Origin of the sequence: Agrobacterium sp. P15N1-A (genome assembly GCF_044626815.1) — a bacterium.
Lineage (GTDB): Bacteria > Pseudomonadota > Alphaproteobacteria > Rhizobiales > Rhizobiaceae > Agrobacterium > Agrobacterium leguminum.
The window spans coordinates 115322-130189 of sequence record NZ_JBIUPF010000011.1 but is presented as its reverse complement, the minus strand read 5'-3'; the positions used below and the strand labels follow the sequence as shown (position 1 = coordinate 130189).

15 protein-coding genes and 1 riboswitch are annotated in these 14868 nt (G+C 58.5%); of the genes, 5 read left to right on the top strand and 10 right to left on the bottom strand.

Features of this window, described 5'->3' with window-relative positions:
* Positions 1 to 278 precede the first annotated feature (278 nt).
* From ACIK7D_RS26840 to arsB, 4 genes are all read left to right on the top strand, one after another.
* Positions 279 to 632: an ArsR/SmtB family transcription factor gene (locus ACIK7D_RS26840; RefSeq protein WP_400158032.1), complete on the top strand. Its 354-nt coding sequence runs from the start codon at positions 279 to 281 to the stop codon at positions 630 to 632.
* Positions 629 to 1156, top strand: coding sequence for an arsenate reductase ArsC (locus ACIK7D_RS26835; RefSeq protein WP_400158031.1), 528 nt, complete (start codon positions 629 to 631; stop codon positions 1154 to 1156). The genes ACIK7D_RS26840 and ACIK7D_RS26835 overlap by 4 nt, the downstream gene beginning before the upstream one ends.
* The gene (gene arsC / locus ACIK7D_RS26830; protein WP_400158030.1) at positions 1153 to 1587 is read left to right on the top strand and encodes an arsenate reductase (glutaredoxin); all 435 of its coding nucleotides are present in this window, start codon (positions 1153 to 1155) and stop codon (positions 1585 to 1587) included. Before ACIK7D_RS26835 ends, arsC begins: the two co-directional genes overlap by 4 nt.
* A gap of 69 nt (positions 1588 to 1656) precedes the next feature.
* Complete coding sequence (gene arsB, locus ACIK7D_RS26825) at positions 1657 to 2730, top strand: ACR3 family arsenite efflux transporter (protein ID WP_400158029.1); 1074 nt, start codon at positions 1657 to 1659, stop codon at positions 2728 to 2730.
* A gap of 82 nt (positions 2731 to 2812) precedes the next feature.
* Here arsB and crcB read toward each other — a convergent pair whose 3' ends face one another.
* The 5 genes from crcB to phnC all read right to left on the bottom strand — a co-directional run bounded on the left by crcB (position 2813) and on the right by phnC (position 7754).
* Positions 2813 to 3220, bottom strand: coding sequence for a fluoride efflux transporter CrcB (gene crcB / locus ACIK7D_RS26820; RefSeq protein WP_400158028.1), 408 nt, complete (start codon positions 3218 to 3220; stop codon positions 2813 to 2815).
* A gap of 24 nt (positions 3221 to 3244) precedes the next feature.
* Positions 3245 to 3318, bottom strand: a riboswitch (Fluoride riboswitch).
* A gap of 38 nt (positions 3319 to 3356) precedes the next feature.
* On the bottom strand, positions 3357 to 4874 hold the full coding sequence (gene phnE / locus ACIK7D_RS26815; protein WP_400158027.1) for a phosphonate ABC transporter, permease protein PhnE: 1518 nt from the start codon (positions 4872 to 4874) through the stop codon (positions 3357 to 3359).
* An 11-nt stretch (positions 4875 to 4885) separates the two neighbouring features.
* Positions 4886 to 5845, bottom strand: coding sequence for a phosphonate ABC transporter, permease protein PhnE (gene phnE / locus ACIK7D_RS26810; protein WP_400158026.1), 960 nt, complete (start codon positions 5843 to 5845; stop codon positions 4886 to 4888).
* Positions 5846 to 5924: 79 nt separating this feature from the next.
* Positions 5925 to 6830 carry a phosphonate ABC transporter substrate-binding protein gene (gene phnD / locus ACIK7D_RS26805; protein ID WP_400158025.1) on the bottom strand — a complete coding sequence of 302 codons (906 nt, stop codon included), beginning with the start codon at positions 6828 to 6830 and terminating at the stop codon, positions 5925 to 5927.
* Between the two features lie 72 nt (positions 6831 to 6902).
* Positions 6903 to 7754, bottom strand: coding sequence for a phosphonate ABC transporter ATP-binding protein (gene phnC, locus ACIK7D_RS26800; RefSeq protein ID WP_400158024.1), 852 nt, complete (start codon positions 7752 to 7754; stop codon positions 6903 to 6905).
* Positions 7755 to 8001: 247 nt separating this feature from the next.
* Here phnC and ACIK7D_RS26795 point away from each other — a divergent pair, with 247 nt between their 5' ends.
* Complete coding sequence (locus tag ACIK7D_RS26795; RefSeq protein WP_400158023.1) at positions 8002 to 8643, top strand: winged helix-turn-helix domain-containing protein; 642 nt, start codon at positions 8002 to 8004, stop codon at positions 8641 to 8643.
* A gap of 368 nt (positions 8644 to 9011) precedes the next feature.
* Here the strand turns inward: ACIK7D_RS26795 and ACIK7D_RS26790 are convergent, their stop codons facing one another.
* The 5 genes from ACIK7D_RS26790 to ACIK7D_RS26770 form a co-directional block, all read right to left on the bottom strand.
* The gene (locus tag ACIK7D_RS26790; protein ID WP_400158022.1) at positions 9012 to 10082 is read right to left on the bottom strand and encodes a hypothetical protein; all 1071 of its coding nucleotides are present in this window, start codon (positions 10080 to 10082) and stop codon (positions 9012 to 9014) included.
* Positions 10083 to 10361: 279 nt separating this feature from the next.
* Entirely contained in the window at positions 10362 to 11441 is a 1080-nt protein-coding gene (locus ACIK7D_RS26785) for an SAVED domain-containing protein (protein WP_400158021.1), read from the bottom strand.
* On the bottom strand, positions 11438 to 11875 hold the full coding sequence (locus tag ACIK7D_RS26780) for a Mov34/MPN/PAD-1 family protein (RefSeq protein WP_400158020.1): 438 nt from the start codon (positions 11873 to 11875) through the stop codon (positions 11438 to 11440). Before ACIK7D_RS26780 ends, ACIK7D_RS26785 begins: the two co-directional genes overlap by 4 nt.
* 38 nt (positions 11876 to 11913) lie before the next feature.
* Complete coding sequence (locus tag ACIK7D_RS26775; protein ID WP_400158019.1) at positions 11914 to 13626, bottom strand: ThiF family adenylyltransferase; 1713 nt, start codon at positions 13624 to 13626, stop codon at positions 11914 to 11916.
* Entirely contained in the window at positions 13623 to 14852 is a 1230-nt protein-coding gene (locus ACIK7D_RS26770; RefSeq protein WP_400158018.1) for a nucleotidyltransferase, read from the bottom strand. The genes ACIK7D_RS26775 and ACIK7D_RS26770 overlap by 4 nt, the downstream gene beginning before the upstream one ends.
* Positions 14853 to 14868 lie beyond the last annotated feature (16 nt).

Sequence of the window (14868 nt, the reverse complement as noted above, 5' to 3'; positions counted from 1 at the left end):
GATGCCTCCCGCTCTATCCTCCGAGGCGGTCTACAGCTCACCTTAGCCTTAAATCTTCCGAATCCAACCGAAAAGTGTTCCGGTCGCTGGAAGGAGCCGGATCGCTGCATGCGGCTCCCCGGGGTACATCGCAGTCGTCGCCGCCACTTGCGCCACGCCGATGGCGACGCAGATCCAGACAAGCTTAACGTCCATCTGGGACGATTGTATCCTCCACGCGGACATGTCCGATCAAGGCGGCACCTTGACTCAAACCATATATCGAGTAATCTGGATATATGGAACAAGAAAAGGCAATTCTCGCCCTCGCAGCGCTGGCCCAACCCACGAGGCTCCAGGCCTTCAACCTCCTCGTGCAGCATGAACCCGACGGCATTCCCGCGGGCGATGTCGCAAGGATTCTTGCGGTCCCGCAGAACACGATGTCCTCGCATCTGAGCGTCCTCGCGCGGGCAGGACTCATCAATGCCGAGCGGCGAAGCCGCCTGGTAGTATATCGGGCCGATATCTCGGCGCTTCGCGAGGTAATGCTCTACCTCGTAAAGGACTGCTGCGGCGGGCGTGCCGAGCTCTGCGCCCCGCTCGTGGCGGAACTATCTCCGTGCTGCATTCCACAGAAGGTATCGTCATGACCAAGACTACGTTTAACGTGCTGTTCCTCTGCACTGGCAATTCCGCCAGGTCTATCATTGCCGAGAGCGTCCTCAACAAGGACGGCAAGGGCAAGTTCGTCGCTTATTCGGCTGGTAGCTATCCCAAGGGGCAGGTCCATCCGATGGCGATCGAGGCGCTGACCGGCCATGACTATCCGGTGGACGGACTGCGCTCCAAGAGCTGGGACGAATTTGCTCAGCCGGGCGCTCCGGAGCTCGATTTCGTCTTCACCGTCTGCGACAATGCGGCGGGTGAAGCGTGCCCGGTATGGCCTGGTCAGCCCATGACTGCCCACTGGGGTCTCGAGGATCCCGCCGCCATCGAAGGATCCGATGCCGAAAGGCGCGTCGCGTTTGGCCAGACGCTGCGTTACATGAAGCTTCGCATCGCCGCCTTCGCAGCCCTTCCTGTGGAAAGCCTCGAACGCCTCAGCCTCACAGCCAAGCTCCACGAAATCGGCCAGATGGAAGGCTCCTCCGTGAAGAGGTCCGATGTCGCATGAGCAACCCGATCGACATCGTCATCTACCACAACCCCGACTGCGGAACGTCCCGCAACACGCTCGCCATGATCCGAAACGCCGGGATCGAGCCGCATGTCGTGGAGTATCTGAAGACGCCTCCCACCCGTGAGCTGCTGGCGCAGTTGATCGGCCGGATGGGAATCTCCGTTCGGGGGCTGCTGCGTGAAAAGGGCACGCCCTACGCCGACCTCGGTCTTCAGGACGAGAGCCTGACGGACGAGCAACTCCTCGATGCGATGATGGAGCATCCCATCCTGATCAACCGGCCGATCGTAGTGTCGCCGCTCGGCGTCAGGCTCTGCCGCCCGTCGGAAGTTGTCCTGGACATGCTTCCTTCGCCGCAGCGATCCGCCTTCTCCAAGGAAGACGGCGAAGTCGTGATCGACGCAGAAGGCCAGCGCGTCGCCTGAATACCTCCAGCACCTTGAGTCTCCGCTCCGGCTTCGGGGCGGAGCATCTTTTTCAGAGGAAATACTTCCATGTCGTCCGCCAAGCCGTCGCTCCGCCTTTCATTCCTCGATCGATACCTCACGGTCTGGATCTTCGCCGCGATGGCTCTGGGACTCGTCCTCGGAACGGTCTTCGAAGGCCTGCCGGGGTGGCTGAACAGCATGTCGGTCGGCACCACCAACGTCCCGATCGCGATCGGTCTCATCCTGATGATGTATCCGCCGCTCGCGAAGGTGCGCTACGAGGAACTGCACCTCGTCTTTGAGGACAAGCGGGTGCTGGCGATCTCGCTCCTGCAGAACTGGATCATCGGACCTACACTCATGTTCGGTCTCGCGATCATCTTCCTGCGCGGTTACCCTGAATACATGACGGGCGTTATCCTGATCGGCCTTGCCCGCTGCATCGCGATGGTGCTGGTCTGGAACCAGCTCGCCCGAGGCGACAACCAGTATGTCGCGGGTCTTGTGGCGTTCAATTCGATCTTCCAGATCCTCTTCTTCAGCGTCTACGCCTGGTTCTTCCTGACATTCCTCCCGCCGCTGTTCGGGCTCGAAGGCAGCGTCGTCGACGTCTCCTTCTGGACGATCGCCGAAGCAGTCCTCATCTACCTCGGGATTCCGTTCCTCGCGGGCTACCTGTCGCGGCGGATCCTCACGGCGACGAAGGGCAGGGACTGGTACGAGAAGACGTTCCTTCCAAAGATCAGTCCGATCACCCTGGCGGCTTTGCTTTTCACGATCGTGGCGATGTTCAGCCTCAAGGGCGGCGATGTCGTCCGCCTCCCGTTCGACGTCGTCCTGATCGCGATCCCGCTGACGATTTACTTCCTAGTCATGTTCTTCGTGAGCTTCGTGATGGCTCGGTCCGTCGGGACCGACTATCCACGGACGACGGCGGTCGCGTTTACCGCCGCCGGGAACAACTTCGAACTGGCGATCGCCGTCGCCATCGCCGCCTTCGGCCTCGCTTCGCCCGTGGCATTCGCAGCGGTCATCGGTCCGCTCGTCGAGGTACCCGTGCTTATCATTCTGGTGCAGGCCGCGCTGTGGATGGGCAGGCGGTACTACGGACCTGAGATGGAACGCGCTCCCGCGGAGTGATTGGCTGGCTGCCGAACGTCACTCCAGCGGAGTTGGCGCGGCAGCGTCCCAATCCGAGCAATGGCGCTTCACCGGAAATGTTTCATATGGTGGCCCCGGGCGATAGAGCGCGCACGATGACAAGACCCGTCACAAGACCTGCGATCGACAGCAGCAGCGAGAGAAGTGCGTAGAGTGCTGCCAGCCCTGGCTCACCACGTTCCCAGAGCGCCACGGTATCAAGAGAGAACGTCGAGAACGTCGTGAATCCTCCCAGCACGCCAGTGGCGAGGAACAGGCGCAGTTCCTGAGGCAGATATCCCCGGAACGAGAAGTAGGCAGTTAGCAATCCCATGGCCGTCGAGCCGACGATGTTGATGGCCAGCGTGCCATAGGGAAAGGCAAGGCCGATCAGGTTCGCTGCCATTTGGTTGACACCATGACGTGCCGCGCCGCCGAGACCGGCGCCGACAAAAACTACCACGTAGGGGAGAAAGCTAAATGAGGGCATGACTCTACTCTTTCGCACGTCGCAAACCGAGTAGGAATCATCAGCCTCGCGGGCGGTTCGGCCGTGTGGCCCGGCAGAAATCCATTGCCTTGAAGCGATCTGTAATTGTCTGTTCTCTGCGTGTCAATCCTGACGCTCAACCTCGTCCGCTCCCCATCAGTCGTGATCGCAGGGCGTTCGATATCCCATCGAAGACGAACACCACGATCAGGATCAGCAGGACCATATAGGCGACGTTCTCCCAATCGGAGTTCGTGCGCATGGCTTCCCAGAGCTTCAGGCCGATGCCGCCTGCGCCAACCGCGCCGATGATTGTTGCCGACCTCGTGTTCGATTCCCAGAAGTACAACGCCTGGGACAGGAACACTGGCATCACTTGCGGGACGACCCCGTACCGCTGCACCACTACCGGAGGCGCTCCGACCGACCGGACGCCTTCGCGCTGCTTCTCGTCGATGTTCTCGAGAGATTCCGAGTAGAGCTTTCCGAGCGTCCCGGTGTCGGTGAAGAAGATCGCGGAGATCCCGGCCAGCGGTCCGGGCCCGAAGGCGCGTGTGAAGAACAAGGCCCAGATCAGCATGTCCACCGAACGCAGGAAGTCGAAGAAGCGCTTCGTGACCTGGTTGGCGGCACGGTTTCGGAAGATGTTCCGGGCGGCGAGGAAGGAGAGGGGAAACGCGACGAACATCGCGAAGAGAGTCCCGATGAATGCCATGACAACGGTCTGGAGGAGCTTGGTCCAAACGTCCAGGTGCTGCCACTCCGCATTGTAGAGGATGTTGTTCCAGGCCAGAGCCAGGTTAGACTGCTGCGGATTGATGCGCTCGCCGGAGACTACGAGGGATACGACTTCTCCGGCGGATTTTCCGAAGAAGGGGGAGTTTGTATCGAAGACGAAATTCGCCCAACCGAGAAAGCGCTTCCGGATTCTAATCCGGTCGGCGCCGATCTCCGCCCATCCGGATATGCCGAAGTAGGCGATGACCCGGCCGCCCGGAAGCCGCTGCTCGAGCCACGCAGGGATGTTTCCATCGATGCGGACCATTCCGCCGGCCCTGTCCAGATCGATGACGACGGTCTCGCTGCCGCGCTTCATAATGACCTGACCAGGCCTGATCTCGATCGTCCGGGATGTTCCCATCTCAACGACAGCCTCGGTCACCACCTCCTCTGTCCGCGTCTCGGAACGCGCGGACGCCGCTGCCGCGGATGTGTCGGAGCCTGTCTGCTGTTGTGGGGCTGGAGCCATGAAGTTGAAGCCGGACTTCGGCGTTGTCGAGGAACCGCCTGCTGACGTAGGTATCTCGATCTTACGGGTGATCGTTTCCCGCTTGGCATTCAGCCAATCCGGATTCGGGTTGGGGCCGATCGGATCGAAGCGCGGATACGTGATGTGCATCGCACCGTCCGGGCTGATTCCGATTTCCGGCCTGATCTCATACGAAACCCAGTCGGCGAGGTAGTTGCCAGCTATGCCCCAGTTGGCTCCCCCTACGACCTTGCCAACGGCAAAGTAGTACCAAGCGAACACAAAGTAGAAGACGCAGGCGAGCGCGATGATGGGGGTTCGGAACCGCTGCCACGGCGAGCGCTTCAGGATATCCGGATGGCGTGCGGCGACGGCTTCCATCTCGGCTGCATTGAGAATGGTCATGGATGCCTCCGTCAGATGGTCTGGAACGCTTGTTCGCCGACGAGCCTGCGGCGTAGCCACGCTGAGAACTGATCAACCGCGATGATCGTCATCAGCAGGAGCAGGACGATCGCCAGCGTCTTCGCCTCGTGGCCCTGGCCGATCGAGAGGCGAAGGAGCTCCCCGATCCCGCCACCGCCAACCGCCCCGATGATAGTCGAGGCGCGGACGTTGATCTCGAGGCGTAGCAGAAAATAGCTCATGAAGTTCGGCAGCACCTGCGGAACGAGGCCGAACCACATCCGCTCGAACCAGTTGGCCCCGACTGCGCGGAGGCCTTCCTCCGCCTTCATGTCGGCATTCTCGATGACCTCGTAGAACATCTTGCCCAGTGCCCCGATTGTGTGGATCGACACCGCAATGACAGCCGGGATGGGGCCAAGAGAAAGAATTGCGAGGAAGAAACCTGCAATCACCACTTCCGGGAATGCACGCAGAACCTCCATCAGCCTCCTGACCGGGCCGCGAATCCACGCGTTGGCCATCGTGTTCTTCGCTGCGAGAAAGGAAAGTGCGAAGCCGAAAACGAGGCCGATGCCCGTTGAGGTGAGAGCGATGTTCAGCGTCTCGATCATCTTGTGGAAGTATTCCGGCAGGTACAGGCTTTCCGTCAGGTAGGCGCGCCCTTCTGGATAGTTGTACTTGAAGCTGCCGTCATCATAGGGCGAGGGCAGGTCGAAGAGCGCCCTCCATATCTCCATCCCGTCGCGCGGCAGAAGATCGTCGACGAAGTCGAAGAAATGGGGCAGTCGCTCAAAGAACTTTCCGGAGTTCGTCTCGTTCGCAAACCATAGAGACCCGGTCACGACGGTAAGCAGCAAACCGAGAGCGAGGAGGGAATAGATCATCCGCTGGTTGGCCAACTGCTGCCAGTGGCGCTCGATCAGCGCGCCATTCTCGCCTAGCTGCGGCGGAGTCATCGATGTCGGCATTTCAGTCCCCGCTCGGCTGTTCTGGAAAAAGGCCGCCGATCACGTTCTGATTGGCGGCCTTGCATAACTCTCGGATTGGTCAACCGCCGATGGTCGCCTTGCGGGCATCGATGATCGGCTTGTAGAAGTCGACGTTGACTTCCGCAAAGCCCTTGAAGTTGCCGCCCTGGATGGCGGAGAAGCAGGCTGCGTCGGTCGTCGGGAGGTTCATCATGAACTTCTTGAACTTCGTCTTTATGTCTTCATTCAACGACGTGCGGACGACGATCGGGCCGTTCGGGATGAGCGGCGATTTCCAGAGCTCGACGAGATCGTCCATGTTGAGCACGCCCTTGTCGACCATCTTGCGCAGGTTGCCCGAAGAGTAGCCGTCCTTGAATTCGCCTACGCCGGAGCCCCAGGTCGTGCCCGCGTCAAAGTTACCCTTGACCACTTCCAGAACGAGGTTCTCATGTCCGCCACCGAAACCGGTCGACCCGAAGTATTCCTTGACCGGTGCGCCGGCCGCTTCCGGGAGGGTGACGAGCGGGACAAGGTAGCCAGAGGCAGAGTCCGGATCGGCGAAGCCAAGCTTCTTGCCTTTCATGTCCTCGAGCTTGGTCATGCCGCTGTCCTTGCGGGCGACCATGATCGAATGATAGCCCATCGATCCATCGGTCTGCACCGTCGTCAGGATTGGTTCGACAGCGTCAGTCTTGGCAAGGTACACCTTTGCGTACGCAGACGCGCCAAGTTCGGCGTAGTCGAGGGTGCCACCGAGGAGGCCCTGGACGACGCCGTCATAGTCGGCGGCCGGAAAGAATGAGACCTTCTCCACGCCGATGGCGGCGGGAAGTTTCTCGCTCAGGCACTGGAAGTTACGAAGGCGGTCGGCCTCGTTCTCGCCGCCGAGGATGCCGACGCGGAACACCTTGAGGTCCTCGGCGACAGCCGAATTGGCCAGCGCTGCAAGGGCAACGGCGGCGAGCAATACTTTCTTCAACATGGAATTATCTCCTTGTTCCGGACACCCGGAAGGTTCGAATAATGCCCTTGACGCGGGCAGACGTGCAGGCGATCAGAGCTGGGCGGAAGCCAGATCCATTGGTCCCGGAGGGAGCGCAGCATCCGCATCCTTCGTGGACGGACGGATATTGATGCTGGTGGATGTCATTGACTCGTCGATGCCTGCGCCATCTCGGTCGGAGCCATAGATTTCCGTTATCGCTGCCGCGGTGAGTTCCGAGGGGCGGCCGTCGAAGACGACACGTCCGCCGGCCATTCCGATGATGCGCTCGCAGTACGCGCGGGCGGTGTCGAGCGTATGTAAGTTGGTGACGACGGTGATGCCGTCGCGGTCGTTGATGTCGCGCAGCGCATCCATGACGATCTTCGCGTTCAGCGGATCGAGTGAAGCGATTGGTTCGTCCGCAAGGACGACCTTTGGGGATTGCATGAGCGCGCGCGCGATCGCGACTCGCTGTTGCTGGCCGCCAGAGAGGGTACCCGCGCGCTGCAGAGCAGTCTGCTCGATACCCAGGCGCTCGAGAGCTGCGATCGCTAGGATGCGCTCTTCGCGGGTATAGATGTTGAGAACACTCATGGTAGTCGAGCGATGGTTCAGGCGCCCAAGCAGCACATTTGTGAGGACGTCTAGCCGCGGCACCAAGTTGAATTGCTGGAAGATCATGGCGCAGTCACGCTGCCAGCGGCGAAGATCCGAGCCACGCAGCCCCGACACCTCGAGGTCGCCGAAATGAATGGTACCGGAAGTCGGAGCGGTCAGACGGTTCAGCATGCGAAGAAGCGTGGATTTGCCCGCACCAGATTTGCCGATGATCCCGACCATCTGCCCCTGCGGAATCTCGACCGTCACTGCGTCCACTGCCGTTCGCTGGCCAAACTTCCGAGTGAGCCTATCCAAGCGCATACTGATACCCCTCATTCTGTTGAGGGGGCTTCTAGCCGCAGGGAATGACGGAGCTGTGTCAGGTTGATGTAGGTTTTGTGAAATTTAGGGCTTAAAAGGTACTGTGGAAGAAAAGGTCGATACAGAAGCCTGTTGCTCAAAAATTGCTTCTGAGTGAATTAATAAATCGATGCATCCAGATATTTCAGCTATACCGAATTGGCGACCCCGTGTGCCGAGACATCGAGCGCCCACTGATAGGAGCACCATGCGCAACGTCCTGCTCGTTCAGTCTAATTCCAGTCTTGGAGAAATACTCAAGGCGAGTTTCCAGCGTGAAGGCTTCAGTGCCACACTGCTGGAGTCTGTCAGCGACATCGGCCATCTCACTGCAAAGACCTTCGCGGATCTTGTGGTGCTCGATGAGACCTCGGCAGCGAGCGGTATAAATGTCTGCACTGACATCAGACTCGCAACCTCCGCCCCCATACTCGTTCTCGCTGATGCGCAGGCAGAACGACGTTGGGCCGGAGTCGCCGACGACGTGCTAACCGCTCCGTTCGCCGTTCAGGATCTTCTCGCACGGAGCAGCATACTGATAGGCAAGGTGCCACTCCGCCGCACCGTGTACTCGTCCGGGGATATTTCGATGAACCTCGAGACGCACCGGGTGACGAGGGGGACACGTGTCATTCATCTCGCGCCTACCGAGTTCAGGCTCCTACAGCTCTTCCTCGCCGAGCCTCAGAGATTGTGGTCCCGCGCAGAAATTGTCGATAGGGTATGGTCGCCGGGCCGAGACGAACGTATCGTTGACGTTGCGGTGAAGAAGCTACGCGCCGCCCTGAACCGGCGAGGAGGAAATGACGCCATCCGGACGGTCCGCGGCGCAGGGTACGGCATGGCGTAAAAGTAGTCGCGCGCACTTGCCGATGGGTTTAGGTCTTTGGCAACTGCATGCATGATGCCGCAGAACTTGCGCATCAAGTCCGGGACGTGGCGATTGACTGCGGGTAGGGCTTAGGGATGCCATGAAGAGTGTCTCGAATGACCGAGGGACGATGCCGTCCCAGACAAGGTCACGCTTTCACCAACCTACACTCCCTGGGGACCATCAAGGGGGATGCACGAGCTGGATGCTCTCGTGGGCGCGGGCGCGGGCATAGCGCTCCAGGCGGGGAGGGACAGGCCTGCCGTAGTTCGCAGCAACGTCCTCGCCGCTGGGAGTGACAGCGTTCCATCCGGCCCGCCCGTGGCTCATGACGTCATTGCTTACATCTAATAGCGTCGATGGGATCGGACGATGGCACCAGTCGGAGCTCCGAGTGAATTCACTCCGACGATCAACCGAACTAGGGGTTCCTGAAGCACCTTTATCGAGTCTGCAAGAGAGTGAGCTTCGTTTAGAAGGCGCCATGTCCCCGGCTTGACATGGGACTTTATTATGTTTTCGACGCTATACGCCGATAGCAGGAGTAGGCCCTCTTCCAATTTTGAAATTTCGCTTACGTAACTGATGACGTCGAAGATGGTGAACGCGACTTGAACTGAACCAGTAGCGTCGACACAAATTATTGCTGGATGAGCATGGTCTATTTGATGGAAGAGATCATCGAGAGTTGTGTCCTTGTTCACCACAAGGAATGTTTTGTCGAGCTTTGAGGTGAGAGTTGTTCCGTTCGCGCCAGAACGCGTTGGACGCGTTCTCAGAACCTCACCAACAGTGGTGTGATGACGCATCCAATCCCGTACAGTGGGATTGCAGTAGCCGACGAGCTTCAAGATCGTCGATTGAACAGTCGTGGCGTTTTCCGACAAGATGGGCTCGTGATGAGCGATTCGGTTTCGAAAGTCGTTTACGACCTTCACTGCATCCTGGATATTCTGACGCGTTGTGCCCGGGGGCAGATGAGGGAACGCTATATTTAGGGTAAACCGCCAGATATCTCCGTATTCTGGCCTGAAAAGATTCGACCAGAAGTCGAAGGTGAGGGCAGCGACGACTTTACCTGTACCTTTTCCTCTTGCGCGAGATATCGCGAGGTCGAGAGCCCGGATACCATATTCGGGATCCAAAATGTTTCTGAAGGTAGGATTCGTCGGCCAATTGTCGCCAAAGTCCTTGACCAGGATCAGGTTCGTCCTATTTCTAAGCGTGACCTCCACGATATTCAGTGGAAATAGAAACGCTTTTGCAAGCCTACTGTTGTAGAGATAGAGGGCGGCCCCATGATCTGGATGGTTACCCGCAGCCTTCAGGTACGTTTCGAAACGAGGTTCAGACAGGCTGTCTCGCAGTTCCTTCAGCGAACTCTGGTCATATTGAAATGGGACTTGACTTTCGGCCATATTTGATCCATTTTTTGTTCAAAGCAGTCGACGAGGCCTCTCTGGTGGATGTTGAAAAACATCTGCTACGCGCCCACGGCAACTTATTAGTGCACCAGGTCAGGCTAGTCCTCACCTGGTGTTTCTATTTTAGGTTGGTGGCATCAAATCTACACATGAAATCTGAAGCATTTATTGCTGAACGGCGCAGATTTCAGTGAGATGTGTCCATCCATGTCTTGTATGAATTCGTGAACCGTTTTCCTCCTAGCCCCGCGGATTGAAACCAACTGTTCCTGTTCAGGTTAAGACGATCGACGGAGAGCGTTCGCCGCGGACAGGCATCTTGATCCCCCAAGGAAACTTCTTTTCGCCAGCGCCTTCATATTGATAAACGATCACATCTGGAAGGTTTCGCTTGTCGTATCTACGGCCGAAGTTGAACACCACGCTGTTCTGGCCGGCCAAAAGCAGGTGGATGGTGGTAACACCTTTCGCCTCAAGTCGCTTCGCGACCTCGAAGAACTGTGTCGCCAGAGCGTTCTGCTTCGCCTGCGACCAATGCGATGATGCGAGGTCCGGCATCCTCATGCGGACGACCGTATGACTGAATGTCGTCGCGATGTTCTCAGACCGCACCTGGTACGAAACCGAAACTGCAAGCACGACCTCTTTCGCGCTTTCAATCTCATCGAGCCCTTCGACTTCGAACCGCTGACCATCATCATTGCTGTCGAGACTCCGCCAGGCTTCACGAGTCCTGTCCCAATCCATGACGACGATACGCCCTTCGTCATCGAAGACGACACCTGAGAGAAAGGTGAAAGGGACCGGGGTCAGTCCACCGTAGACCAGTGTCACGTCGCGGCTATCACCGTGCTTCGTATGCTGCTGGACCTGCTTCCGGGTGCTGTCGACATCAAGCAGCAGTTCTTCAGGATCCACCACGAGGCCATCTTTCCGCTGTCTAAGATCCATAAGAACCCCGATACGATTGCCCACGATGTCGGCAGATACCGCCTCTGTCAGCGGCGAACCATCATCCTCTCGAAGTCCGCGTCCTTCGATGACGATGACCTTCTTCCTGTTTCGCAGTTCGTTCTCGCGCGTAGAACGCCTCCACCCCATGAAGGCGCAAAAGACGAAAATCGCCGAAAAGATCGCGACCAGCGGCCACTGGACCCATTCGGGAATGGCATTCGTCGAACCGACTTCGATGGAATATCCCTCTGGTGCAGTGGCTTTGACGACAAAACTCCAGCCGAGGAGAACGACGAGAACCGCCACACAGCCTGCCGCGATCCGAACCTCGAATCCTTTTGGCCTGAACAGAAAGCGAATGAACTCACGGAATGCCCAGTCGATTGTCTCTCTATTCACTGATGTTCCTCGGTTATAACTCTGATGCGGGCGGGGCCCGGATACATCCCACGCTGATGAAAAGTCGCGGTAGCCATGAATTCGGAAGGAGTGTCCGACCTGACAACGAGAAGGGCCGCGAAGGGGATGTTCCGCTCGCCGTTGACGAGGTCTTCCATGCTGCCGAGGTCGGTGAAGCTCGGAGTGACCGGGAGATGGGGGTGAGAATGCCATTCACCGACGTAATTGTAGTTCGCGTAGTCGTGGCCCGTCCTTGCGAAGAAATCGTCCAGAAAGGAATCATGGAGGGCAGGGTCCCGGACGAAGTGCGCTCGTTCTCCCGTCTGCTCATCGACGGAGAAATCGACGATCTCAAAGCATCCCGGTACGATCTGCCGCGCCATCAGCACGCCGCCGATTTCACGATCGACAGATCGAGCGAGACTGACTTTCATCCGGTCGACTATCGATAACGGGAGGACAAGCTCCAGAGTCACGAAACGCCCTCATCTATCATCTCTGCCATCAGTCCCGCGATATCTCCGGTATCGGGGGTCGAACGTGAATCCTGCCATGGGCCGATCGGCGCGAGGTAGATCGGAAAAGTGTCGAATGGAGCCTCGAAGATCCAGGCCTTCTGCAAGCCGATCATGTAGGCCGAATGGGGGAAGGCCGTTTCGCCTCCCTGAAGGATGTCTAGCGTGAGCCGTGTCGCGTGGGCCGCGATGACAGAAACATCAGCGTCATCCGCCACGAAAGGAACCTCATCATGCCCGATGGCATCATAGTTTGCTCCTGCGCGGAATTCCCAAGGCGTTGCGTGGCCGTCGCACCATGCAGAGATCTGTTTTCGTGCCTCTAGGGGAGGCGGATCTACATCCGGCCGTGATCGAGCCACAAGGCCCCCGATTCCGCCACCGAACACTTCAGCCCAGATCATCGGCTTCCGGTGCCGCCTTGCTGCGCCTGCACATAGATTGAACGAGGTTGGGTCGGCTGTCGCATCGATGATAAAATCCGCCTCGCCAATAGCTTCCAGAACCGAATCCAGCATCAAGGACGATGTCTGGCTTCCCAGTTCTACGCGGTGCACCACTATGTCGGTATCGGATGCGAGTTGTCCGATGCGGTCGGCCAATGCATCGACCTTGTGCCACCCAATCGCCCAGGCATCGAGTTCATTGCGGACCAGGTTTCCGGTCAGGAATATGTCTTCGTCAACGAGGACGTATTTCTTCACACCCGCTCGTGTGAGAGAGGCGGCGATTTTCGAGCCGATCGAGCCGCAACCGACGATGGCCACACGGTTGCGGGAGACGGACTCGCGGTTCGAAGCCGACCGTTTCGATAGCTCCTGCTCCTCGATGATCCGGTACGGGACAAAGAACGGCTGGCCGTTCTTGCGCACTATATCGAAAGCAGTACGCCGTCCACTCTGCTCGAAGAGAACGATGAACGGTAACTGCGGCCCGGCAAGGAGTGAAGCGAGTTCAGGGATCCGATTGCTGAGATCGTTGAAGTGTCCGCCCGGGTGCAGCGCCAGCGAATCCATGTTCTGGGCGGTCCGCATCAGATATCCGACACGCTCCCCTGGGGCATCGGGAGCAGGCCTCGGTGTTTTCCAGATCTCGTTACCCGTCGCGCCGATGGCGGTCAGGTGAGCTACCCTCTGTGTTCTACGGACGGTCATCGTGACCGCGATCTGAAGAATAGCTTCCGGGAACTGGCCATCGAGTGATCGCCAGGCACCTTCCGGAACCATCAGTCGCCAGGTCTCGAACCGCAGCTCTCCCGCAAGCGTCGAGCGATGCTCCGACGGGACCGCACCGGACGTACCGTCCGATGGTCGCTCGCCAGCAATTAGGCCGTAGGCGCTCTCGACCATCATCGCACCGGTAACCGAGGGATCCCAGTTGTCCGGCCGCCATTGCAAGCAAAGTTCGCCACCGGGGCCATACTGATGGGAGGACAACCGCTTCTCGCCGTAGGGCATCACGACGGGTGGTGTGTCTGGGAACGTGCCCGGGTAGATTACGGCCAGCTTGAACGTTTCCCCAGCGTGTATGACTTCGACATCCACGCAAAGCTGGAAATCGGCGAGGTGCCTCGTGCGCACGCTTGCCAGCCAATCATGTTCTTCCTGGAGGGTGACGAAAGCTGCCTTCTCAGCTTTCGCCCTCTGCTGATCGAGCCACCACCAGATCATGCATAGCCCTGCGGCTTCGAAGGACGACGCTCGGCATTCGCAAAACTCGGTGCCGCAACCGTGCCTGCAGCCGCCGCCGAGGCTCCGGTGGCGGCCCGCAACAGACGAGAACCGCCGGTAAGCCTATCCATTACCCGCATCGACAGCGCGTAACCCATGCGAGGGTTGAGCGCGTCGGCCATGTCCTTGAACGTGCCAGCTTGTGCCGCGGCGTAGAAATCGGTTCTTGCCTGGCGTAGCCAACCATCGAACGCAGCCTTCTTCTTCGGATCGCGGTTCCACTTGTCGGCAAAGTTCTCCAAGGCGTCGGTGGGGTTGGCTACGATCCACCTGTCGCCCTGCTGAACGATGAACTTGTCCATGTCGTTCAGAGCGGCGAAGAGTGCTCCGGCAATGGTGTCCTGGTTGATGTAGGCGTGCGCCGCAAGCGTGGTGATGATTACGGAGATCGGACGCATATCTAGTTCGCGCGCGAACATGTTGTCGCGATGTCTCTTCAGGATCATGATCGCCGACTGCAGAGGAGTTTTCACCTTGAACGCGGGAAGGCGCTCCACGCTCGCTGTCACGAGCCCCTGCTTCCTGAGAGAGTCGAGAGCTACACGCTGACGGCGCTCGAATACTTCGGCCTGCCTCGACGCGAACCAGTTGGCATAGCCTTTCGGATTCGATCGCGGCCAGTCATCGGTCAGAATCCTGTAGTTCGGCTCCCGTCTGTCCGTGATCGAGATCGCCGTGGATGCCCATCGGCTATCGAGATACATCGAATTCAAAAGGCTTATCTGCTGGTTCGGATTCGGAACCGCGGGAACGATATCCATGTGGAACTGGGCACCGTCGGCATAATCAAGAATCCAGCAGCGATTACCCTCGCGAACTGGTTTCAGCATGCCCATGGCATCGTGGTAGGCCTTTATCTCGGCTCCGAGCATGGCCTTGAGTTCGTGCTGCGTCTTATCGCGCTTTGTCAGCAAGCGCAGTTCAACAACGGAGTCTACATCGTACTCTTCGGCTTCAGTGTGGGGGCGGATCGCGGTCCCGAGACGGAAAGAGCCTTGGCAATAGACCTGGGGGTCATATTGTTGAACCGTACTCGACTCCCGATGCAGCCAATCGCCAAGCGAGGTGTAACTCCGCTCAGCCTGCTCGTAGCGATGATCCGGAACCTCGAGTTCCTGCCGGAGTGCTTCTAGGAATGCTTCAATGGAATTCACATGCATGTTCATGACTGGGAGACCTCAT